The sequence below is a fragment of the Oceanotoga sp. genome (genome assembly GCF_030445905.1).
In the GTDB taxonomy this organism is placed as follows: domain Bacteria; phylum Thermotogota; class Thermotogae; order Petrotogales; family Petrotogaceae; genus Oceanotoga; species Oceanotoga teriensis.
The window spans coordinates 48,156-70,908 of the sequence record NZ_JASUSU010000009.1 but is presented as its reverse complement, the minus strand read 5'-3'; the positions used below and the strand labels follow the sequence as shown (position 1 = coordinate 70,908).

Sequence of the window (22,753 nt, the reverse complement as noted above, 5' to 3'; positions counted from 1 at the left end):
AATGACTTTAAATCTTAGATTTAAACTCATAATACAAAATATTATGATATTTTTGATAGTTTTTTTGATAATATATTTTGTTATGATGAATGTACTTTATGAAAGTATACTTAATAAGTCTGTTGAATTTGTTGATAAAAGAGTTGATGAATATAAGTATTATATAGACGAAACGATAAAGGGTTTTGATGGATTAAATATTTATGATTATTTAAAAGAAAAAAGTCCTATTATAAGCGAATATATGCATTCAAAACTTGATATACAGATTGAAATATATAATAATAGAAAAGAAATGATGAGTCAAACTTTACCGAATAAAAAATATTATGTTTATCAGGATGTTCACTATGCTGTAAATGGTAAAAAAACTTATATAATAAAAAATGATGATGGAATAAAATTATTATTTTTCTCAGCACCAATTTTTTATGATAATGAAGTAATAGGCTGTATAAGATATATTTATCCATTAATAAGTGAATTTGAAATAATTGCTAAAAATAATTTAATATTTATAATAACTGGTATTTTGTCTTTTATAGCGGTATTTTTTATGAGTTATATTTATTCTTTTAAAATATTAAATCCATTAAAAAAATTAAAAGATGAGGCAGAAAAAATTTCAGAAGGAGACTTTAACTCTACAATAAATATAAATACTGGAGATGAAATAGAAGAGTTAACAAATTCATTTAATAAAATGTCTGAAAATATAAATAAATATATAAAAAATCTAAAAGATGAAAAAGATAAACAAAAAAGATTTGTAGATAATATTGCCCATGAATTAAAAACACCATTAACATCTATAATAGGATATTCAGAAATTTTACCAAAATTAAAAGATTCAAAAGATATAGAAAAATCTTTGGAGTATATAAATAATCAGGGAAAAAGACTTTTAATTCTTGTAGAAGAAATGCTTTATATTTCAAAATTGAATAAAAATTCTATACATGTAGTGTTAAAAAATCATAGCATAAAAAAAATACTGGAAGATGCTTTAAATACTTTAAGACCAAGAATAGAAAAATTTTCTATAAATATAATCAAACAATTTAAGGATACAATTGTTAGATGTGATTATGAAAAAACTTATGAATGTTTTTTAAATATAATAGATAATTCCATTAAACATAGTAATTGTAGTACTTTGGAGTTCAGAATTTTAATTGATAGAGAATATAAGATAATTGAGATAAAAGATAATGGTAAAGGTATAGATGAAAAGAATATAGATAAAATTTTTGAGCCATTTTATTCAGGGTCTAAAGAAATAAAAAGTACAGGACTTGGTTTGAGTATTGTGAAAGATATAATGAAAAAACAAAATGGAGATATAAAAATTGAGAGTGTTGAAAATGAATATACAAAAGTAATTCTAAAGTTTGAAAGTAGTGAATCAATATGAAAAATATAAAAAATTATATATTTTTGATAATTTATATTTTAATAGTTTTTTTTATAGTATATTTAGGGTCAAAGGGTATATCAAATTGGTATAATAAACCATATTTTCCCAAAAATACAGAAAAAAATTTTGAGAGTAATATGATTTTTGAACAAATACCTTATAAAATATCTTTTAAGTATAATGATAAAAGAATAGATATAGTTGATTCAGAGTTTATAATAAACTCATGGAATAAAATAAAAAAACTTCCATATTATACAGAAAGTACTATAAGTAAAATTGGTGAAAATGCTATAAAAGGAAAATTTATATTTTTGAATGAAGAGTATAAAAATTTTATTCTAGATGAAGATTTAAAGATTGAAGATCTTTATTATGGAAATGAAAAGAATACTTTTATAATAAATTTTAAGAGTAATCTCATGAAATATTATGAAAAATCCATTATTGAAATTGATTAAATACAAATAGAAGATATTATTTCTGTTTAAAAGAAATAATATCTTTTTTATTTTGTTATGCTTCTTTTTGATTAATTTGAAATTACATTTTTATATTTTGATACAATTTTAATACTTTTTAGAAAATATTATATGTTTTTTCTACTATAAAATATATATGAATTTATTTAAAAATAGGGAGGGATAGTATGAAAAAATTATTATCAGTTTTAACTTTTATTCTTGTTGGAATTATGTTTTTTGGTGAATTAATAGTTTATACGAGTGTTGATGAAGCTAATGCAAGAAAAATACTTACAAAGTTTTCTAAAGATACTGGTATAAAAGTAAAGTATATATTTTTATCATCAGGACCAGCTTTAGCAAGACTTGAAGCAGAAAAAAATAATCCACAAGCAGATATATGGTTTGGGGCTCCAATGTCAAATCATATAATAGCAAAAGAAAGAGACTTGACAATATCTTATAAATCTCAATTTCAAGCTATAGAAAGTACTTTTTATGATAAAGAAGGATATTATCATGCTTTTTATATGAATCCAATAGGAATAGGAGTAAATTTGAGTGTTATGGAACAGATAAAAGCAGATATACCTAAAACATGGGAAGATTTATCAAAATCAGAATATCAAAATATGATACAGTATCCTAATCCACAATCATCTGGAACTGCTTATTCTTTAATAACAGGTCTTATAAGTATATATGGAGAAAAAGGTGCTATGGAATATTTAAAACAAATAGCTCCTAATGTTCAATCATATACACAATCAGGAACAGGTCCATCTAAAACAGTAGGTGTTGGTCAGGCCGGTATAGGTATTCAATTCACTCCTGCCTTTTTCCAATTTAAAGAACAAGGATATCCAGTTGATGTAGTATTTCCTGCAAAAGGAGTTCCTTATGAGTCAGCTTGTCTTTCAATAGTTAAAGGAACAAAGAATATTGATGAATCAAAAAAACTTGTTGATTGGATATTGTCAAAACAAGGTCAACAAGCGATAGTCGATGAAAAAACATATTTTTATCCAGTTAGAAAAGATGTTGATTTTGGAACTTTACAACCATTATCAACAATAAAGTTGATAAGTGTAGATGAAAAATGGGCAGCAGAAAATAAAAAGAGAATAATAGATGATTGGGTAAATGAAGTTCTTCCTGTAAAATAATTATTTAAGGGGGAAAAATCCCCCTTTCGTTTTATTTAGGAGGTTTTATATGTTCAGTGAAGAAAATAGAAATAAAGCAAAAAAACTTTTCAAAAATCCCATAATAATGATATTAATAATTATTATATTTAGTTTAATAGCACTTTTTATTATTTATCCATTGATTAGAGTTTTACAAGTTAGTTTTACAAATTCAGAGGGTAATATGTCTTTAGAAATTTATAAAGATGTATTTGGAAACAATTATATGAAAAAAGGATTTTTTAATTCAATATTAATAGCTTCTCTAACAGCTATTATAGGTACGATATTAGGATTTTTATTTGCTTATACTTTGAATAGAACAGATATACCATTTAAAAAACTTTTTAAAACTATAGCAGTTATACCAATGGTTTTTCCACCATTTATTGGAGCTTTAGCAATAATAATGTTATTCGGATTTAATGGCCTTATAACAGCAAAAATTTTTGGTATAAGAAATTTTCCAGTTTATGGGTTATGGGGACTTATGATAGCTCAAATAGTTTCATTTTTCCCCGTTGCTTTTATAACTCTTGATGGGGTGATATCTACTATTTCTCCAACTCTGGAAGATGCAGCTTTTAATTTAAAAGCTAATAGAAAACAAGTATTTTTTAAGGTAATTCTTCCTCTATCAGTTCCTGGAATAGCGAGTACTATGTTAATACTCTTTATAGAATCGTTGGCTGATTTTGGAAATCCATTAATACTTGCGGGTTCAAGATTTCCCGTGTTATCTGTTCAAGCCTATCTTCAAATAACGGGAATGTTTGATTTAAAGACTGGAGCAGCATTAGCTGTATGGCTTTTAATTCCTTCCATAATAGCTTTTATAGTTCAAAAATATTGGATAGGAAAGAAAAAATACATAACAGTTACTGGAAAACCAAATACTTCAACTATAAAAAGTGTTGGTCCTATAACAAAATGGGTATTATTTACAATTATAGTTATAATTTCTCTTTTTATACTTTTAATATATGTAACTATTTTTTGGGGAGCATTTACAAAAGTTTGGGGAATGAATAATCAATTTACATTTGATAATTTTAAATATGTTTTTGATGTTGGTGGACAATCTATAATAGATACATTGATAATAGCTCTTACATCTACACCTATATCGGCATTGCTCGGTATGATAATCGCTTTTTTAATAGTCAGAAAAACATTTCCTTTAAAAAGAACTATGGAATTTACATCATTATTGAATTTTGCAGTTCCAGGTACTGTAATAGGTATAGGCTATATATTGGCCTTTAACTCAAAACCAATATTATTGACTGGAACTTTTATAATACTTGTAATAAACTTTGTTTTTAGATATGTTCCTGTTGGAATTCAATCTGGAATGGCTCTTTTAGGTCAAGTTGATCCTGCAATTGAAGAAGCTGCATATACTTTAGGGGCAGATGATAAAACTGTTTTTTCTAAAATAACTTTACCTTTAATAATACCTGCTTTTTTTTCAGCGATGGTTTATTCTTTTGTTAGATCTATGACAGCCATAAGTGCGGCTATATTTTTAGTCTCAGCAAATTGGAATCTTATGACTGTGCAAATTCTTTCTCAGAGTGATTCTGGAAGACTTTCAGAAGCATGTGCTTTTTCTGTAATTTTGATAATAATAATATTTGCATTTATGGGAATATTAAAATTATTTTTAAAAAATAAAATATCACTCGTAAATAATAGTCAGAGGTGAGTTTATGTCATTAAATTTGAAAAATTTAAAAAAAATTTTTAAAAGTGATGGAGTAGAAAATACAGCTGTTGATAATTTTAATCTTGATATAAAAGAGGGACAACTTGTTACATTTCTTGGCCCATCTGGTTGTGGTAAAACAACTACATTAAGAATGGTATCTGGATTTGAAAATCCTTCAGCTGGAAATATAATATTGGATGAAAAAGATATAACAAATGATCCACCAAATAAAAGAGATATATCTATGATGTTTCAAAGTTATGCATTGTTTCCTCATATGAATGTTAGAGAGAACATAGAATTTGGATTAAAACTAAAGAAATTTAGTAAAAAAAGAATAAAAGAAAAAGCTGATAAAATAATAGAATTAACTGGGTTAAATGGTATGGAAAAAAGAAGACCAGATCAAATTTCGGGTGGTCAACAACAAAGAGTAGCTCTTGCAAGATCTTTAGTTATGGAGCCTAAAGTTTTATTATTTGATGAACCTCTTTCAAATCTTGATGCGAAACTTAGAGAAAGTATGAGACTTGAAATAAGAAGAATACAAAAAGAATTGAATATAACAAGTATATATGTAACTCATGATCAGATAGAAGCTATGAGTATATCAGATTTGATAGTTATAATGGATAAAGGAAAAATAATGCAAATTGGTTCTCCATATGAAATATATTCTAAACCTCAAAATAAATTTGTTGCGGATTTTATAGGAAATGTAAACTTTTTGGAAGGTAAAATAAGCTATATAGGTGAGGATTATATTAAAGTTTTTAATAAAGAACTCAATGAAGAATTTATAGGTTATTCTGATAAAGAATTGAAAAAAGATGATGAAGTTTATATAGTTTTGAGACCAGAAGGGATAAATACAAAAAAAGAAAATAGAGAAAATTATATTTCAGGTATAATAGATAAATATGTTTTTTTAGGTTCAAATATAGAATTGGATATAAGACTTAAAAATGGAAAACTTTTACATGTAAATGAATACAATATAATTGAAAAAGAACTTCCCGTTATAGGAAAAAATTTGGAAGTTTATTTTAGTAAAAAAAATAGTTGGATAATAAAAAAATGAGAGACAATCGAAATGATTGTCTCTTTTTTTTTATTTTTATGACATTTCTGGATAAGATTTTACTTCAGTTCCTTCTTTGTATAAGTATACTCCATACCATTTTCCATTAATATAAATTAAATTTTCTTCTGAAGTTTCAGTTTCGGTTTCCACGGGATCAGTTTTACTTTCTAAAGTTATTGTAATGTTTGCAGTAGCTATTTTTTCTATTTTTGCAGGAGCATCAGCTGGTTTAGAAGATATTTTTATATTTTCAACTTTATAACTTTTTATATCTGAAGTACTGTATAGAAAACCCAATATAAGGGAAAGTTGGTTTTTACCAGTATTTTTTTCTTCTTCAGTTAAATTTTCCATATAAACATATTTGTCACAGAATTCTGAACCAGGTAATTTATTTTGTAAATCTTTTATAACATTGTTAAACTGTTTTTCAGCAGCTGAACTTTCAGATTCTGCTGGTTTTGTACAACTAACAAATAAAATCCCCAAAGTTAAAACTAATATTACAAAAATACTTTTTTTCATAGAATTACCCCCTATATAATATATTTTTACGTTTAAAAAACATATTATAAGTACAAAACATTTCCTTTGTAATCTTTTTTTGGTTACAAAAATATTAATTAAACGTTTGTGATTTAATAAATAGATTAAATTTAATAAAAGAAATTAAAGATATATTTTTGTAGTTTATTAGTAATAAAAAAATGACTTTGTAAAGTCATTTTTTAAAATCTTTTTTTTGATATTGAGTTTCTTATTTTTTCTAAATTACAAAAATAATCATCTTTTTTCTTAAGGCAACTTCCAACAAAAATAGTGTCTATAAGGGTCAAAGCACTTATTCTTGATTCTGAAGCTTCGCTTTTGAAATCATTTTCTTTACCATAAGCGATTAATATTATATCTGAGACCTTTGCAATTGGGGATTTTATATTTGAAGTAATTGATATTATTTTTGTATTATTTTCTTTTGCAATTTTTAGGTTTTCTATTAATTCTTTATTACTTCCTGTATTTGAAATCGCTAAAATACAATCTTTTTCATTTAAAGATGCACTTAGCATTGCTTGAAAATGAGAATCGGAATGATATATGCAATCTTTGTCTATTTTTAAAAATTTATGATAGGCATCGAGAGCTATAGCAGATGAACCTCCCATACCATAGAATACTTTTTTATTAGATTCAGAAAGTATTTTTATAGCTTCATTTAAATTTTTAGAATCATTTAGATTTAAAGTTTCTTTCAATGAGTTTATTGTTGAATTAAATACTTTTTGTTTTATTATAGTTATATCATCATCTTTTTTTATTTCCCAATGTACATTTTTTATTGGTTCAACATTTTCACTTGCTATGCTGATTTTTAATTGTTGAAATCCTGTATAACCAAGTTTTTTACTGAGCCTGAATACCGTAGCTTCGCCACATTTGCATTTTTCAGAGAGTTCAGTTATGGTCATATGAATTATTTCAAAAGGATTTTTTAGTATATAGTCTGCAACTCTTTTTTCAGCCCCTTTTAATTTTGAATATATGTTCATTATGGACTGCATATAGTTGTTTTTTTCCATTTTTAATCCCTCTTTTCATAGTTATTAATTATATTATAACTTAATTTAATTTAATATCATCAAGTATTGATCATGTTTGAGATTAATATTATTTTAAATATATTGAAAAAGACCTCTTTATAAATGAATTAAAAAGAGATCTTTTTTGTTTTTTAAGATTTATTTTTTTCTTTTACAGGTCTTGCTTCAATATAGCCACGATATCCCATTGGTGCGAGTTGAAATGAAGGATCTGATTCATAATTCCATTTGTATCCGTATATTTCTGGATCAAATTTATCTATTTTTTCCATTACTTCAGATACAGCTTCATTGAAATTTTCATCTTCATATGGTTCTCCTTGAAAAACCATCATTTTGCAGGGTTTTAGAGTTATGAGTTCATAACCTTCTGGTATTTTATTATTATAATTCAAAGGAACTTCAACTCCTTGAACATACTTTGAAGTTCCTTCTTTTATCATATTGTCAGGAAGCCACATTCCAATAGGTTCGTATAAAGCTTCTTTTACACTTGTGAGTACACCCCATACATCACATCCAACTTCTTCACAGTATTCAAAATATTTTTTTGCTTTTTTTCCTCTTAATATTAAAGCTTTTCTTTCAGGTCTTTCAATAATCTGTACAAAAATAGCTTTTACGTCTTTTTCCATATTAATCTCTCCTTTATTTTTAGATTTTTTTTCATAAGCTAAATAAGGGATAAAGAGTTCAATAGGTTCAGGTTTTTTACTGTATTTTTTAGGAGAAATTCCAAATTTTTTTGAAAATGCACGTGTAAATCCTTCCGGAGAATCAAAGACAAAATCAAAAGCAATGTCTATAACTTTTATTTTATTGTCTCTTAGTTTTAAGGCAGCTTTAGAAAGTCTGAGATCTCTTATATAACAAAAGAGATTTTTACCTATGATTTCTTTAAATAATCTTTCTGTATGCCAAGGAGAATATCCGGAAATTTCTGAAATATTTTTTAATGTGATATTTGAATTTAAATTTTTTTCAATATATACCTGAATTTTTTTTATAGTATTCATTTTTTTACTCATTTTTCACCTCATTTATAATAATAATATCATTTTGCAATTTTTAAATCTTGATTGTAATTGCTATTTTATTATAAATTTTTATATTAATATTATAATTTTTAAATGTAAAAATATAAATTCTTTAATATAATTATATTAAAATAACCTACACGGCTTAAGCTGTGTAGGTTATTTTATTTCATTTCATATTATATTATATCTACAATCACTATAATTCATTTGTAATATATTTTCTGTATTTCTTTAAGTCTTGAAATTCACAAAATTATTATAAATAAAAAAAATCCGGCTTTTTAAGCCGGTATTTTTATTTATATAATTCAATTATATCATAAAAAATGAATATTGTCAATAAATTTTTTGATACTTTAAAGATAATTTATTATTAAAATAAAATTTTTAAATATAATAATAGCAAAAAATATCAAGAATAAATTTGTATATTTTTGTATAATATTAATATAATTTATGAGGAGGTTTGATTTTATGAATATGTCACCAAAATTTGTGAGATTAGAAAGTTTTAATGTTTTAGGGTTTAGATACTTTGGAAAAAATGAAAATAATGAAATTTCTGATTTATGGACAAAATTTCATTTAGAGATTAAAAAATATAAGGAGTTCATAAATAAAGATAAAATAGGTCTTTGTAGTAAAGCCAATATTAATGGCGATTTTGAATATATTTGTGGTATTATTTTGAATGAAGAAGAAAAAATTGATTTAAAGAATATGGTATCGAAAAAAGTAATTTCTAATGATTATATTGTTTTTAAACATGTTGGAAAAGTTGAAAAATTGGATAAGACTTATGAAGAAATCAAAAAATGGTTCATAAATTCAAAAGTAAATTTTGATGATGATTATGATTTTGAATATTATGGTAAAGGGTATAAGAATGATGAAGATGATTCTGTTATTTATATTTATTATCCAATAAAAAATGAGGATGTTTTAGATTGAATTATATAGAAACTATACAGAAAACAGTTGATTATATAGAAGAAAATTTAAAAAAAAATATAAATTTAGATGACATAGCAAAAAATGTTAATTTTTCATTGTATCATTTTCATAGAATTTTTAATGAACTCACTGGTGAAACTTTGAAGAGTTATATAAGAAAAAGAAGACTTACAGAGGCATCAAAAGATCTTTTGAATTGTAATAATTCTATTATAGATATAGCTTTTGATTATGGTTTTGAATCTCAAGAATCTTTTACAAGAGCTTTTAAAAAAGTGTTTAAGGTTACTCCTGGGAAATATAGAAAAAAGAATTATAACACTTATTTTCTTGAAAAAGCAGTTATAAATGAAAACTATTTGAAACTTATAGAAAATGGTATTAATATTAATGTTAGTATAAAAATAATACCAGAATTTAAAATAATTGGATTAAGATATTATGGTGATAATAAAAACAATGAAATTTCTGATTTATGGACAAAATTTAACAGAAGAAAAGATGAAATAAAAAATAAAAAGTATGATGATATAACTATAGGTTTATGTAGTTTTTTAGATACTCTTGAAGAAGAAGAAAATTTTGAATATTATTGTTCTTGTATTGTTGATGATGATTCTTTTATTCCATATGGAATGTATAGTAAAAAAATTGAATTGCAAAAATATGTAATTTTTCAACACACGGGATCTATAAAATTTTTAGATGAAACTTATAAATATATACATGGGGTATGGTTTCCTAAAAGCAATTATAGTATTTTAAAATCGTATGATTTTGAGTATTATGGTAAAGATTATAAGGATGATGAAGATGATTCTGTTATTTATATTTATTATCCAATAGAATAAGTCATGAGTATTCATGACTTATTTTTGTTATATAATAGTATTGTTTAATATATGGAGGTGTATTTTATGTTTAAAATTTTTATAATTGAGGATGATAAAAAATTAAGTGCTCTTTTATCTCAAAATCTTGAAAAATGGAACTTTATAACTAAAGAGGTAGAAGATTTTTCAAATATTATAAATGAATTTATAAATTATGATCCTAATCTAGTATTACTTGATATAAATCTTCCTGCATTTGATGGTTTTTATTGGTGTTCCAAAATAAGAGAAATATCTAAAGTTCCTGTGATATTTATCTCTTCAAGAAATTCAAATATGGATATAATAATGGCTATAAATATGGGAGGAGATGATTTCATTCAAAAACCTTTATCTACAGAAATTTTAATAGCTAAAATTAATGCTTTACTTAGAAGAACTTATTCATATCATGATACTCAGACTAATGTCATTGAATATAATGGAATTGTTTTAGATATGAAAGATAATATTTTAATTTATAAAGATGAAAAAATTGAACTTACTAAAAATGAATATAAAATTTTATATGTTTTAATAAAAAACAATAATAAAATAGTCTTAAGAGATGATATAATGCGTGTTTTATGGGAAGATGAAAGTTTTGTAGATGATAATACTTTAACTGTTAATATAAATAGATTGAGAAAAAAACTTGAAGAATATGGTATAAAAGATGTTATAAAAACTAAAAAAGGGCAGGGGTATATTTTATCATGAATTTTGAAGAATATTTAAAAGATAAAAAGTTATTTTTAATTTTTTTTGTTGTTTTAATGATAATAATTAATTTAATAATGTTGTTAGATCCTAATAGTAGAATACATTCAGGAAATATATTGTATTTAGATATTTTATCATTTATTTTGATGATTATTTATCTTCTTTTAGAATTTTCTTTCAAGAAGAAATATTTTGATATGTTAAAAGAACTTGATGAATATACTGGAGATATAATAACAGCTTTACCGGAACCACAATCAAATGAAGAAATAATTATAAATGATTTAATATCTCATTTGAATTATTTAAATTATTTAAAATATGATGCTCTTTATAAAGAGAAAAGAGACTATGATGAGTTTATAGCTACATGGGTTCATGAAATTAAAATACCTATTTCAATAATAAAACTTACACTTGAAAATGATGTTGTAAATGATAAATCAAAAAGTATATTTGAAGAGATTGAAAGAATAGAAAATTATATAGAGCAGGTTCTTTATTATTCAAAATCAGATGATTTTTCTAAGGATTATTTTATATCTGATGTAAATATTGAAAAGATTATAAAAGATATAATCAAAAAAAACGCAAAAACATTTATTTCTAAAAAGATTTCTGTTGATATTAGTAATTTAGATTATGATGTAAAGACAGATAAAAAATGGCTTGATTTTGTTTTAAATCAAATAGTTAGTAATTCTCTTAAGTATACTGATAAGAATGGAAGCATAAAATTTTATTCTTTGAATTCTGAATTTGAAAAAATACTTATTATAGAAGATGATGGAGTAGGTATAAAAAAAGAAGATATTAAACGAATTTTTGATAGAGGATTTACAGGTTATAATGGAAGGAATTATTCTAAATCTACAGGTATGGGACTTTATTTATCTAAAAAACTTTTGAATAAACTTGGACATAAAATAACAGTAGAATCTAAATTTGGTAATTATACAAAAATAATGATTCATTTTCCAAGATTAAATGATTATTATAATTTTAAATAAAAAAGATTCCAAAAAATTTGGAATCTTTTTTATACTTGTTTTATAAATTTTTCTATGACATTTTGTTTATTGAAAGATATTGATTTTAAACCTAACATATTTAAGTATGAAATCATTTATTTCTAACATGATTTTTAGTTATATCAAGACCTATAGCTCCAATTTTGTAATAATGTAAATCAATACCACAAACACCGATATATTAAGTTTTATTAAAGCTTCATTATCTCTGACTTCAGGAATATAACGTTCTTCAAATCCCTTTTTACTTATTCAAAGCATTATGGAAAATTTCATTTTATCTTCCATAAAATTCATTATATTTATTTTTGAATATTTTTAATTCTTTAAATATAATTAATAATGTGACAAAAAAGTAAGTTTTGAATTTTTTATGTAATGAAGTTAAATAGCTAAAAAATTTTTTAAAGATTAAAATCATATTAGAATAAAATAAAAAAGGGAGTGTTTATTTAATGTCTACAGTATTAAAAACAGAAAATTTAAAGAAAGTATATGGCTCGAGAGGAGTTTCTTATGTTGCTTTACAGGATATAAATATTGAGATAGAAGAAGGTGAATTTACAGGGATCATGGGACCATCAGGTGCTGGTAAGACTACTTTATTGAATATAATTTCAACTATAGATAAACCAACTTCTGGAAGAGTAGTAATTAATGGAACAAATATAATAAATATGAAGGAAGATAAATTAACTTCTTTTAGAAGAGATAATTTAGGTTTTATATTTCAAGACTTTAATCTATTAGATACTATGACTGTAAAAGAAAATATAATATTACCTTTGGCACTTTCAAAAGTTTCACCTAAAGAAATAGATCAAAGATTAATAAGAATTTCTAAAATTCTTGGTATAGATAATATATTGAATAAGTATCCTTGGGAGATTTCTGGAGGTCAGAAACAAAGAACTGCGTCAGCGAGAGCTATAATAAATAATCCAAGTCTTATACTTGCAGATGAACCTACTGGAGCTTTAGATTCAAAATCTTCTTCTGAACTTTTAGAATGTTTTACAGATTTAAACAATAATAATAAATCTACTATATTAGTTGTTACGCATGATGCTTTTGCTGCAAGTTATTGTAAAAGAATTTTGTTTATAAAAGATGGACAGATCTTTACAGAACTTGTAAGAGGAGGTACAAGAAAAGAGTTTTTTCATAAGATTCTAGATGTTCTTTCAGTAATTGGCGGTGAATCAAATGACATTATTTGACATAGCCATAAAAAATATAAAGAAGAATTTTTATAATTATTTTGTGTATTTCTTTTCAATGATTTTTAGTATAGTTATATACTATACTTTCGTTTCTTTACAGTATAATCAGCAAGTGGCGACTGCTTCTGCTGCATCGGCAACAGTTTTTTATTCTTTTCAATCATCAGCAGTTATTTTAGCTATTTTTTCAGCTGTATTTATATGGTATTCTAATTCATTTTTTACTAAAAAACGTAAAAAAGAAGTTGGATTATATTCTTTATTTGGATTGAGAAAAAGACAGATAGCAAGGATGTTATTTTATGAGAATATAGTTATGGGAATACTCGCACTTATATTTGGAATACTGTTAGGAACTCTTTTGTCAAAACTTTTTTCTATGATTCTTTTAAATATGATGGGAACTTTTGTTTATATAAAATTTGAAATAGTACCAAAGGCAATAATTCAAACTACTATAGTATTTTTAATATTTATTTTCATAGCATCTATACATTCTTATTCATTAATATATAGATTTAAACTTATAGATCTTTTTAAAGCAGATTCAAAAAAACAAAAAGAGCCGAACCCTTCATTGTTTTTCACTTTTTTAGGTATTTTAATATTAGCTTTATGTTATTATGTGGCTATAAATGCTGGGGTTAAATTAGAATTTATGTCAGCTTTTTTTGGTTCTTTATTTCTTGCAATTTTGGGTACATATATCTTTTTTAGGTCGAGTTTAATTTGGTTTCTTAAGAGAAATAAGAAAAATAAGAATAAATTTTATAAAGGTACTAATATAATAAGTACGAGCCAAGTACTCTACAGAGTAAAAACCAATGCAGTAACTCTTGCAACATTAGCTCTTTTAAGTGCTGTTACTATAACGGCTATAGGAACTGTTTTTAGCTTTGTTTATATGTCAGATACGGCTGCAAAAATAGCTTCTCCATTTTCATTCACTGTAGATTATAAAAATGAAAATGTACAAAATGATTTAAAAAATATAATAAAAGATAATAATCATAAGATTTTAAATAGTGTAGAAGGATTGGAAATATTAAAATTAGAAGCAAAATTTAATCCTAAAAATTCAAGTGGTTTTTTCTTCTTTCAAAATAAAAGTGATGTACAGCTTATAAAACAAAGTGATTATAATAAAATAGCTGATATAAAACATTTTCCAAAAATAAATTTGAAGAATGATAAAGATACTATTTTATTTGATGGTTATTATATTGGATTCGGAGATTTTTCTTTTAAAGATACTGATGTAACTTTGATGCCTAATGATAGAAATATAAATTTAAAAATAATTGAAGATCCTTATAAAAGATTTGTTATAAGTGCTTCATTTGCCGATAGAGTTTTAGTGGTAAAAGATGATATGTACGAAAATCTTAAAGATAGTTCTAAAATAATAAAAACATCTTCTTATGATATATCAGATCAAACTAATAGTGAAAAATTGACAAATGAGCTTGTAGAATTTACGAAGAATAATAATATCAAATTCGTTGATTATTATAGACCTTATAAGGGTACAATGGAGAGTAATGGAGTTTTAATATTTAGTGGAACATTTTTAGGTTTGGTTTTTTTATTGAGTACAGGAAGTATAATTTATTTTAAACAGTTAAATGAAGCCAATGAAGATAAGATGAGATATAAAATAATATCTAATATAGGAATAAGTTTTAAAGATATAAAAAAATCTATATCTTCTCAAATACTTACTATTTTTTTGAGTCCACTTATAATTGGACTTATACATAGCACTGTTGCAATAAGTAAATTATCTCAATTGTTGGGATTATCACTTGTAAAACCTTATTTGATAACTTCAATTTCATATTCGGTAATATATATAATTTTCTATTTTTTAACTGTTGCAACTTATACGAGAATAATAAAACAAAAATAAACAAGCAGATTATAAATCTGCTTGTTTTTTTATAATAAAAAAATGTTAAAATAATGACTTTATTTAAGATTTTGATAATTAAATAAGAGTATATACCCTTAAAACGCATTAATACTAAGTTTGAAGATTTAACAATAAAGAAATATAGTACTATAATATATTTAATCAATATGATTCTTTATTATAAATCACTTGGGAGGGATAGTTATGAAAAAGAAGTTTTTTATTATACTATTATTTGTATTTTTATTATCAGTTATGGGATTTTCAAAAAAAATAGAACTAATGTTTTGGACACATGAAGATCCTAATAGAAAAGAAATAGAGTTAAGGTATATAGAAGAGTTTCAAAAGGTTTATCCTGATGTTGAAATAAAAAGAGTTGAATATTCTTCTACTAAAATTCAAGAATTAATTTTAACAGCTTTTGCTGCAAAGCAAGGACCAGATATATTTAATATGTCAATCGAAGACGAATATGCATATATAGTTAATGGTAGGGTTTCTCCTGTTGATTATAAAGCTGCTGGATATAAAAATAAAGATGATCTTTTAAATTCTTATATGGAAGGAATGCTCGATCCTGTTACTTTTGATGATGAAGTTTATGGATTACCTCTTGAAATAACTAATTGGTGTATCTTCATAAATAAGAAAGTTTTTAGAGATGCAGGTCTTGATCCAGAAAAAGATTATCCAAAAACGTGGGAAGATATTGTAAGTTTATCTCAAAAAATAGCTATAAAAGATGGAGAAATAGTTAAAAGAAGAGGCTTTGATTTTAGATATCCTTATTATCTTGTAGAAATGCTTCCTTTGGTTGAACAGTTAGGTGGAAAGCTTATAAGTGACGATGGAAAAGAAGTAATAGTTAATGATGAAGCATGGTTAAAATTTTTAGATTATATGGCTGAATTTGGTCCATCGGGATTAAATTTGGGTTCGCCAACGAGTACTGCAGCAAGAAAAGTCTTTAATAAAGACAATAATGATATAGCTATGTGTTCAAGTGGACTTTATCAAATAGCAAGAATAAAAGCAGAAAATCCTGATTTTTATAATAGTAAAGAATGGATGGTAGTACCATTCCCAAAATTTGAAAATGCAAAAAAAGATGTTCCAGCAAAATATTATGGTCATTATTATATGGTTAACTCCCAAAAACCTAAAAAAAATCAAGAGATGGCGTGGAAATTTGTTTCTTTTATGTTGAGTCATCCAGAAGAATATCTTGAAAAAGTTGCTATTATTCAACCAAAAAAAGAATTATTAGAATCATTCCTCTTTAAATCTTATCCATATTCAGATGTTTTTTTGAAAGATCTTGAAAAGGCTGAAGTTGTTTTTTATCAAGCTAATTCAGCTAAAATACAAAAACATATGGAAGAAGCCGTTCAATCTGTTATGTTTGGAACAAAAACATCAAAAGAAGCCTTAGAGATATTGAAAAGAAAAGTTGAAGAATCTTATAAGGAAGGATTAGATATGATTTATTAAAAATTTAAGATGCTGTCTAATTTAATTAGATGGCATCATTTAAATAATAGGGGGAAAGATCATGAAAAATAGGGTTTATGGAATTGAAAAGAAAAAAGCCAAATGGGGATGGATTTTTGTATTTCCATCTTTGATTTTTTTTGCACTGTTTAGCTTTTATCCCATAATAAATGCAGCATATACAAGTTTTTTTAAAAAAAATTTATTATCTTTAAGACCTCCTAAGTTTGTTGGATTTGATAATTATAAATATATATTTTCTTCTCCAGATTTTTGGAATTCTTTTAGAGCAACAATAATTTTTACTATTGGTACTTTTGTTCCCATAGTTATAATAAGTTTATTGCTTGCTACTTTCATAATGTCAAGAAAAAAGTTTCAAAAATTTTTTGAAATGGCTTTTTATTCACCTGCTGTTTTGTCATCAGTTACAGCGGCAGTTATATGGTTGATGATATTTGAACCAAGGGGTCTTGCAAATCAATTTATAAATTTTATAACAGGTTCAAGTGGTAAAGATTGGAGATGGCTCTCATCAGGAGGAATGGTACAGCTTGCTACTATAATAGTATACTTTTGGAAGTATATAGGGTATTTTACAATAATCTTTATATCAGGACTTGCAAGTATACCTCAAAGTGTTCATGAAGCGGCTAAAATTGATGGAGCAACATCTTATCAAGATTTTAAATATATAACATTACCCTTATTAAAATCTACAACGGTATTGGTTTCAATTATGTCAATGCTTCAATGTCTTAAAACTTTTAGTACACAGTATTTATTTACTCAGTCTGGAGCACCTACAGAACCAATAAATGTAATTACTTTGAATATTTATAATACTGCAATAAGAGACCATTCTATTGGTAAAGCATCTGCTATGAGTATAGTTCTTTTTTTGTTGATGCTTATTTTAACTATAATACAATTTAAAATTTCAAAAAATGATGATGTAGATTTTAATTGAGGTGATTATATGAATTATAAAAAAAATAATTTTGGTGAAAAACTATCAGATACTTTAATATGGATATTTTTAATTGTTTTTGCAATAATAATAATTGCTCCAATAATATTTATGTTTAGTGCTTCATTCATGAAATCAAATCAAATATTAAGAATGCCTTTTAGTTGGATTCCGGAAGAATTTTATTTTCAAAATTATCAAAAAGCAATTGCTGGAAATTCTGGTAATTATATATATATAAGAAATATTTTGAATTCAATTATAGTTTCTACTGTAGTAACTATATCTACTATATTTTTATCTGCAATTGCTGGATATGGTCTTGCAAAATTTCCATTTAAAGGGAGAAATATAGTTTTTATATGTATAATGGCTACAATGATGATTCCTTTTGAAGCTATAATGGTTCCTTTATACTTAGTAATAACAAAATTAAATCTTCAAAATACTTATATGGGATTAATAGTACCTTTTTTAACAAATGCTTTTGGAATATTTATGATGAGACAATTTTTAATTACATTCCCAGATGAACTTTTAGATGCAGCAAGAATAGATGGAGCGAATGAATTTAAAATATTTTGGAAGATTGTTTTTCCAAATAGTCTACCTGTAATTGCAACACTTGGAATATTGACTTTTAGAGCTCAATGGGATAATATGTTATGGCCTTTACTTGTAATACAAAGTGAAGAAATGAAAACAATACCTCTTTATATAGTAAAATTTACAGCAGAAATGAATACAGATGAAGGGGCTATGATGGCAGTTGCTGCGATAGCAAGCATACCAATGTTTATTTTATTCTTTACTTTATCTAAATATTTTTTGAGTGGTGCAAATTTGCACTCTTCAAGAAAATAAAATATATTTTAGAGGTGATCATTTTGAAACTTTTTATTTTTGATATGGGCGGAGTTGTTGTAGATAATTTTAATGTTAGGTCTAAAATTGCAGAATTTTTTGGAAAAGATGAAAGTTTTTTTAAGGATAAAAAATTTCATGAGCTTTTTAATCTTATAATGGCTGGTAAAATATCAGAAGAAAATTTTTGGATAGAATTTTGTGATATTGCAAAACTTGAAAATAAAGGTAATATATGGGGAAAATTTTTTAAACCAATTTTAAAAAAAGATACTATAAATTTGATAAAAGATCTTAAGAAAAATTATAGAGTAATATGTGGAACTAATACACTACAAGCTCATTATAATATACATAAAAATAATGGAGATTATGATATTTTTGATTATGTTTATGCTTCTCATATAATTCATCTTGTAAAACCAGATAAAGAATTTTTTAAATATATTCTAAATGAGGAAAATATAGAAGCTAAAGATGTTTTTTTTATAGATGATTATGAAGAAAATGTTCAAAGTGCATCTGAAATTGGAATAAAAGCTATTCATTTTGATAATGCCAAAAATGTTAGACTTAAGCTAAAAGAGTTTATATAATTTAAATAATCTTTTAAGAGAGTTGGTGATCAAATTAAGAAAATTACTTTTTAGTTCATTTATAATGCATATTTTTGTTGGAATAGGTGCATTAATCGGGGGAATAGTAACTATTATAGATCCTGAAACCCCTTTTGGAATTACAACAGAAATTTTAAAAACAGGACCTTTTAAGAATTTCTTGATTCCAGGACTTTTTTTGTTTTTTATTTTAGGTGTTGGAAATATTATATCTGCTATTTGTATTAAATTAAAACGATACTATTATCCATATATTAGCTTTGTTTTTAGCATAATATTACCTTTTTGGATAATAATTCAATGTTTAATTATAAATACTGTAGATAAAATTCATATTGTATTTTTTATAATAGGAATATTACAAACATTCTTTTCTTTTTTAATGATATCAAAATCAGAATTATTTCCTTCTAAAATTATAAAAAGATTTTTTGAGATATTTAATGTTAAACTTTGATTTGAACCAAAACAGAGACAATAAATATAATTTATTGTCTCTGTTTTTTTAATATAATTATTTGATTGTTTTTTTTATAAAAAATAATATTAATACTAAACAAACTTATTGGAGGACTGATTTTAATATATCTTTTTTGGCATCTAATATAAGAATAATGAATTTAAATACATTAAAAAAATTTTTAAAATATGATGAAAAATTAAATATAAAAAATGAAAGTTTAGATGGTAAAAATTTATTATTTTATGTTTTAGACCAAGAAGTTTTTGATTATCTTGTAGAAGAAGGATTGAATCCTAAAAAGTTGGATAATAGTGGTAATAATATATTTATAATATATATATTGAATCTTAACGACGCAAAAATTTTAAAAACATTGGAAAAATATAATTTTGATATAAATTTTAAAAATAAATATGGAATAACTCCTTTAATAGCATCGGTTTTATCTAATAATAAATCATGTTTTAATTATATCAAAGAAAAGGGTGATCTTAATATTAGAGATAATGATGGTAAAACTGCTTTGATATATGCTGTCTTATGTAATAATAAATATTTTGTTGAATCTTTGTTAGCAGAAGGAGCAGTTAAAAATATAAAGGATTTTAAAGGAAAAACGGCTTATGATTATTCTAAAGATTTAGGTCTTGATGAAATACAAAAAATTTTAAAGAAAATATAGATTAGAAAGGTTTTTATTATGAAGTTTTCTATAAATTATTTATATTTGTCATTTTATATTATTTCTGTTTTTATGTCGATTTATTTGAACAATATATTTTATTTGATCATTATGTTATGTTTTACAATTTTTTATATGCTTAAAGATAAAAATTATATTGAATTGTTTAAATGGAATAATAAGCATTATAAAGAAAATACAAGATATATAATATTTTTTTTTGTATTATTAATATTTAGTGCTTGTTATGGATATAAAAGTTTTAGTCTTAATTATATTAAATATAAGTTTTTTGAGTTTCTATTGATAGTTTTTTTAGTGCCTTTTATTGAAGAGTTAATTTTTAGAGTGATATTATTTGAAAGTATCAAAGTAAATGAAGAATTTCATTTTATACTTTTGAATTCTTTTCAAACTTTAATTTTTATTATGATTCATTTTATTGTGAATAAAGGTTATTATGGCATATTGGTTATTAATCTTGCATATATTAATGGTCAAATTTATTTTACAGAAAAAAATTTTTTAAAAATGTATGGACTACATTCTATTTATAATTTTATAACTTTAATTTTTACAATTCAGTGGTAAAGATTTTTAAAAAGGATTTCTTCATATTATAGAAGAAATCCTTTTTTATTTAATTCAGTTATTATTTTTTTATATTGTTTTTCATCATCTACTTCTATCTTATGTAGATGAATTCCATAGTTTAATGAAGATAGTGGCTTTGCATTATTTATTTTTTTTAAAAAGAAGTCTACATCCATTTTATCTTCAACATCTAATGTTGCAGTTATTTCTCCATATATTGGATGTTCAACACTCACATCAAGAACTTTTCCACCATTTTCTACTATTGTTAAAAGTTCAGAACCTATTTCTTCAAAGGTATGTTTTACAGCAATGGTTCTTATTATTCTATTTTTTGTGCTTATATAATATCCTCTTGAATTGGATTTGATATCTTTTCCTGCAGCTTTTAAAATTGCTATGTCTTTTACAATGACTTGTCTTGTCACTTCAAACATATCTGCAAGATTGCTACCAGAAATAGGTTTGGGTGATCTGTTTAATATTTCTATTATCTTTTCAAGTCTTTTTTCTTTGTTCAACTAATTAACCTCCACATTCTTTGTCTCAGGTAAAAATATAAAATTTAAAAATCCTGTTATTATAAATAATATTGCTATTCCTATAATACCAGAAAAAATTATATTTTTTTCAAGAAAAAATGCTGTGTAATAAGGAGCTATAAAACCTGAGAATCTTGTCACTGCACTTGAAGTACCATTTGCTGTGCCTCTATATTGAGTTGGATATAATTCCGGAGTATATGCATATGTTAATCCCCAAGCACCAAGTGTAAATATTGAAACTATTAAACTCATCAATAATACAATTGTGTTCTGGGAACTATAAGCAAAAGCTATACTTGAAATTCCAGTTCCTATCATAAAGAATAATACACTTTTACGTCTACCAATTTTTTCTATAAAATATGCTGCAAGTAGATAACCAGGAAGCTGAGCTATATACATATAAAAAGTATACCAATCAGCTTTTACAAAGTCTATACCTTTATTGAAAAGAATGCCTTTTATCCAAATAAATATTCCATAATATCCGAAACTCATAGTAAACCATTGAAGCCAAACGAGTATTGTTCTTTTATAGTATTTTTTGGATAATATATTTTTTAAAGAAGATTTTTCTTGCTTTTTGAATGATATATCTTTTAAATCATATTTAAAAAGTTTTTTAAATTCTTCTTTTTTATCTTTTATTAATAGGTATTTTGGAGATTCTGGAACGAATAATAATAATATTAAAGGCAATAATCCTATTCCCATAAATATAAAATCATAATTCCAACCTAAATATCTTCCAAATATCATATGTATTATGGCCATATATATACTACCAAAAGCCCAACTTGCTTCGAGTAATACTAGATATTTTCCCCTTATGCCAACATTTAAAAATTCTGTTAAATAAGTATTTAAAACCGGTAAAAGTCCTCCAAGTCCGAATCCTGATATTACTCTAAACATTATAAAATTAAATGGAGTTGTTGCAAATCCATTTGCAAATGAAAAAAGAGTTGCAATAGTTAGAAAAAGTATTGAAGTTATTTTTCTACCAAATTTATCTGAAAGGAGTCCAGCTATTAAAGCTCCTAAAAACATTCCGATAAATCCGGAACTACTCAAAGAGGCTGCAAAGTTTCTACTTAAATTCCATTCTGTCATTACCATTGGTTGAGCGAAAGGCATTATCATAACACCTGCGGCAACATAAGCCCATCCCAAAGAAGTTATAAATAATAATAATTTTCTTTTTCCTGAACTTATACTTTCATCTATTACTTTATCAAGAGTCATTTTCTCACCTCTAATTTATAATTGTATATACAGTATATACTATATTAATAGTATAATATAAAA

General features: G+C 24.4%; 23 protein-coding genes. 18 read left to right on the top strand and 5 right to left on the bottom strand.

The genetic code is table 11. The features are described 5' to 3' along the window. Position 1: 1 nt before the first annotated feature. The 5 genes from PWP28_RS04200 (at position 2) to PWP28_RS04180 (ending at position 5,860) form a co-directional block, all read left to right on the top strand. The gene (locus tag PWP28_RS04200; RefSeq protein ID WP_308644309.1) at positions 2 to 1,414 is read left to right on the top strand and encodes a HAMP domain-containing sensor histidine kinase; all 1,413 of its coding nucleotides are present in this window, start codon (positions 2 to 4) and stop codon (positions 1,412 to 1,414) included. Next, a complete protein-coding gene (locus tag PWP28_RS04195; RefSeq protein WP_109606072.1) occupies positions 1,411 to 1,878 on the top strand; it encodes a DUF3919 family protein in 468 nt (155 codons plus the stop codon). Before PWP28_RS04200 ends, PWP28_RS04195 begins: the two co-directional genes overlap by 4 nt. Before the next feature lie 188 nt (positions 1,879 to 2,066). Then, on the top strand, positions 2,067 to 3,047 hold the full coding sequence (locus PWP28_RS04190; RefSeq protein ID WP_109606074.1) for an ABC transporter substrate-binding protein: 981 nt from the start codon (positions 2,067 to 2,069) through the stop codon (positions 3,045 to 3,047). Positions 3,048 to 3,096: 49 nt separating this feature from the next. Continuing rightward, positions 3,097 to 4,776, top strand: coding sequence for an iron ABC transporter permease (locus tag PWP28_RS04185; RefSeq protein WP_308644308.1), 1,680 nt, complete (start codon positions 3,097 to 3,099; stop codon positions 4,774 to 4,776). 4 nt (positions 4,777 to 4,780) lie between these two features. Then, positions 4,781 to 5,860 (top strand): ABC transporter ATP-binding protein, encoded by a 1,080-nt coding sequence (locus PWP28_RS04180; protein WP_308644307.1) that lies wholly within the window; start codon positions 4,781 to 4,783, stop codon positions 5,858 to 5,860. 36 nt (positions 5,861 to 5,896) lie between these two features. On the opposite strand, the gene PWP28_RS04175 is transcribed toward PWP28_RS04180, so the two are convergent. The 3 genes from PWP28_RS04175 to PWP28_RS04165 form a co-directional block, all read right to left on the bottom strand. Then, entirely contained in the window at positions 5,897 to 6,388 is a 492-nt protein-coding gene (locus PWP28_RS04175) for a hypothetical protein (RefSeq protein WP_308644306.1), read from the bottom strand. A 203-nt stretch (positions 6,389 to 6,591) separates the two neighbouring features. Further along, positions 6,592 to 7,440 (bottom strand): MurR/RpiR family transcriptional regulator, encoded by an 849-nt coding sequence (locus PWP28_RS04170; protein WP_109606082.1) that lies wholly within the window; start codon positions 7,438 to 7,440, stop codon positions 6,592 to 6,594. Positions 7,441 to 7,592: 152 nt separating this feature from the next. Continuing rightward, positions 7,593 to 8,489 (bottom strand): AraC family transcriptional regulator, encoded by an 897-nt coding sequence (locus tag PWP28_RS04165; RefSeq protein ID WP_109606084.1) that lies wholly within the window; start codon positions 8,487 to 8,489, stop codon positions 7,593 to 7,595. A gap of 486 nt (positions 8,490 to 8,975) precedes the next feature. Between PWP28_RS04165 and PWP28_RS04160 the strand changes: the two genes are divergently transcribed. The 13 genes from PWP28_RS04160 (at position 8,976) to PWP28_RS13805 (ending at position 20,897) form a co-directional block, all read left to right on the top strand. Beyond that, positions 8,976 to 9,452 carry a GyrI-like domain-containing protein gene (locus PWP28_RS04160; RefSeq protein WP_308644305.1) on the top strand — a complete coding sequence of 159 codons (477 nt, stop codon included), beginning with the start codon at positions 8,976 to 8,978 and terminating at the stop codon, positions 9,450 to 9,452. After that, positions 9,449 to 10,306 (top strand): AraC family transcriptional regulator, encoded by an 858-nt coding sequence (locus PWP28_RS04155; protein ID WP_308644304.1) that lies wholly within the window; start codon positions 9,449 to 9,451, stop codon positions 10,304 to 10,306. Before PWP28_RS04160 ends, PWP28_RS04155 begins: the two co-directional genes overlap by 4 nt. Positions 10,307 to 10,372: 66 nt before the next feature. Continuing rightward, entirely contained in the window at positions 10,373 to 11,047 is a 675-nt protein-coding gene (locus PWP28_RS04150) for a response regulator transcription factor (RefSeq protein WP_109606093.1), read from the top strand. Continuing rightward, on the top strand, positions 11,044 to 12,060 hold the full coding sequence (locus PWP28_RS04145) for a sensor histidine kinase (RefSeq protein WP_308644303.1): 1,017 nt from the start codon (positions 11,044 to 11,046) through the stop codon (positions 12,058 to 12,060). Before PWP28_RS04150 ends, PWP28_RS04145 begins: the two co-directional genes overlap by 4 nt. Positions 12,061 to 12,536: 476 nt before the next feature. Next, positions 12,537 to 13,301, top strand: a complete 765-nt coding sequence (locus tag PWP28_RS04140; protein ID WP_109606105.1) for an ABC transporter ATP-binding protein — start codon at positions 12,537 to 12,539, stop codon at positions 13,299 to 13,301. Beyond that, positions 13,288 to 15,213, top strand: a complete 1,926-nt coding sequence (locus PWP28_RS04135; protein ID WP_308644302.1) for an ABC transporter permease — start codon at positions 13,288 to 13,290, stop codon at positions 15,211 to 15,213. The genes PWP28_RS04140 and PWP28_RS04135 overlap by 14 nt, the downstream gene beginning before the upstream one ends. Positions 15,214 to 15,420: 207 nt before the next feature. Beyond that, complete coding sequence (locus PWP28_RS04130) at positions 15,421 to 16,710, top strand: extracellular solute-binding protein (protein ID WP_308644301.1); 1,290 nt, start codon at positions 15,421 to 15,423, stop codon at positions 16,708 to 16,710. Between the two features lie 61 nt (positions 16,711 to 16,771). Beyond that, positions 16,772 to 17,680 (top strand): carbohydrate ABC transporter permease, encoded by a 909-nt coding sequence (locus tag PWP28_RS04125; RefSeq protein WP_109606111.1) that lies wholly within the window; start codon positions 16,772 to 16,774, stop codon positions 17,678 to 17,680. 9 nt (positions 17,681 to 17,689) lie between these two features. Continuing rightward, a complete protein-coding gene (locus tag PWP28_RS04120; protein ID WP_109606113.1) occupies positions 17,690 to 18,544 on the top strand; it encodes a carbohydrate ABC transporter permease in 855 nt (284 codons plus the stop codon). A 23-nt stretch (positions 18,545 to 18,567) separates the two neighbouring features. Continuing rightward, positions 18,568 to 19,140: an HAD family phosphatase gene (locus PWP28_RS04115; protein ID WP_308644300.1), complete on the top strand. Its 573-nt coding sequence runs from the start codon at positions 18,568 to 18,570 to the stop codon at positions 19,138 to 19,140. Between the two features lie 25 nt (positions 19,141 to 19,165). After that, positions 19,166 to 19,618, top strand: a complete 453-nt coding sequence (locus tag PWP28_RS04110; protein ID WP_264149471.1) for a hypothetical protein — start codon at positions 19,166 to 19,168, stop codon at positions 19,616 to 19,618. 61 nt (positions 19,619 to 19,679) lie between these two features. Beyond that, positions 19,680 to 20,306 (top strand): ankyrin repeat domain-containing protein, encoded by a 627-nt coding sequence (locus PWP28_RS04105; protein WP_308644299.1) that lies wholly within the window; start codon positions 19,680 to 19,682, stop codon positions 20,304 to 20,306. A gap of 18 nt (positions 20,307 to 20,324) precedes the next feature. Further along, positions 20,325 to 20,897, top strand: a complete 573-nt coding sequence (locus PWP28_RS13805; RefSeq protein WP_374045480.1) for a type II CAAX prenyl endopeptidase Rce1 family protein — start codon at positions 20,325 to 20,327, stop codon at positions 20,895 to 20,897. Between the two features lie 26 nt (positions 20,898 to 20,923). Here the strand turns inward: PWP28_RS13805 and PWP28_RS04100 are convergent, their stop codons facing one another. Together PWP28_RS04100 and PWP28_RS04095 are read right to left on the bottom strand one after the other, a co-directional pair. Further along, a complete protein-coding gene (locus PWP28_RS04100) occupies positions 20,924 to 21,421 on the bottom strand; it encodes a transcription repressor NadR (protein WP_206050602.1) in 498 nt (165 codons plus the stop codon). Next, the gene (locus PWP28_RS04095; protein WP_109606124.1) at positions 21,422 to 22,690 is read right to left on the bottom strand and encodes an MFS transporter; all 1,269 of its coding nucleotides are present in this window, start codon (positions 22,688 to 22,690) and stop codon (positions 21,422 to 21,424) included. Positions 22,691 to 22,753: the final 63 nt, after the last annotated feature.

Excerpts from the sequence above, each read along its gene's own strand:
- PWP28_RS04200 (WP_308644309.1), top strand. The coding sequence starts at position 2 with ATGACTTTAAATCTTAGATTTAAACTCATAATACAAAATATTATGATA.
- PWP28_RS04195 (WP_109606072.1), top strand. The coding sequence starts at position 1,411 with ATGAAAAATATAAAAAATTATATATTTTTGATAATTTATATTTTAATA.
- PWP28_RS04190 (WP_109606074.1), top strand. The coding sequence starts at position 2,067 with ATGAAAAAATTATTATCAGTTTTAACTTTTATTCTTGTTGGAATTATG.
- PWP28_RS04185 (WP_308644308.1), top strand. The coding sequence starts at position 3,097 with ATGTTCAGTGAAGAAAATAGAAATAAAGCAAAAAAACTTTTCAAAAAT.
- PWP28_RS04180 (WP_308644307.1), top strand. The coding sequence starts at position 4,781 with ATGTCATTAAATTTGAAAAATTTAAAAAAAATTTTTAAAAGTGATGGA.
- PWP28_RS04175 (WP_308644306.1), bottom strand. The coding sequence starts at position 6,388 with ATGAAAAAAAGTATTTTTGTAATATTAGTTTTAACTTTGGGGATTTTA.
- PWP28_RS04170 (WP_109606082.1), bottom strand. The coding sequence starts at position 7,440 with ATGGAAAAAAACAACTATATGCAGTCCATAATGAACATATATTCAAAA.
- PWP28_RS04165 (WP_109606084.1), bottom strand. The coding sequence starts at position 8,489 with ATGAGTAAAAAAATGAATACTATAAAAAAAATTCAGGTATATATTGAA.
- PWP28_RS04160 (WP_308644305.1), top strand. The coding sequence starts at position 8,976 with ATGAATATGTCACCAAAATTTGTGAGATTAGAAAGTTTTAATGTTTTA.
- PWP28_RS04150 (WP_109606093.1), top strand. The coding sequence starts at position 10,373 with ATGTTTAAAATTTTTATAATTGAGGATGATAAAAAATTAAGTGCTCTT.
- PWP28_RS04145 (WP_308644303.1), top strand. The coding sequence starts at position 11,044 with ATGAATTTTGAAGAATATTTAAAAGATAAAAAGTTATTTTTAATTTTT.
- PWP28_RS04140 (WP_109606105.1), top strand. The coding sequence starts at position 12,537 with ATGTCTACAGTATTAAAAACAGAAAATTTAAAGAAAGTATATGGCTCG.
- PWP28_RS04135 (WP_308644302.1), top strand. The coding sequence starts at position 13,288 with ATGACATTATTTGACATAGCCATAAAAAATATAAAGAAGAATTTTTAT.
- PWP28_RS04130 (WP_308644301.1), top strand. The coding sequence starts at position 15,421 with ATGAAAAAGAAGTTTTTTATTATACTATTATTTGTATTTTTATTATCA.
- PWP28_RS04125 (WP_109606111.1), top strand. The coding sequence starts at position 16,772 with ATGAAAAATAGGGTTTATGGAATTGAAAAGAAAAAAGCCAAATGGGGA.
- PWP28_RS04120 (WP_109606113.1), top strand. The coding sequence starts at position 17,690 with ATGAATTATAAAAAAAATAATTTTGGTGAAAAACTATCAGATACTTTA.
- PWP28_RS13805 (WP_374045480.1), top strand. The coding sequence starts at position 20,325 with ATGAAGTTTTCTATAAATTATTTATATTTGTCATTTTATATTATTTCT.
- PWP28_RS04095 (WP_109606124.1), bottom strand. The coding sequence starts at position 22,690 with ATGACTCTTGATAAAGTAATAGATGAAAGTATAAGTTCAGGAAAAAGA.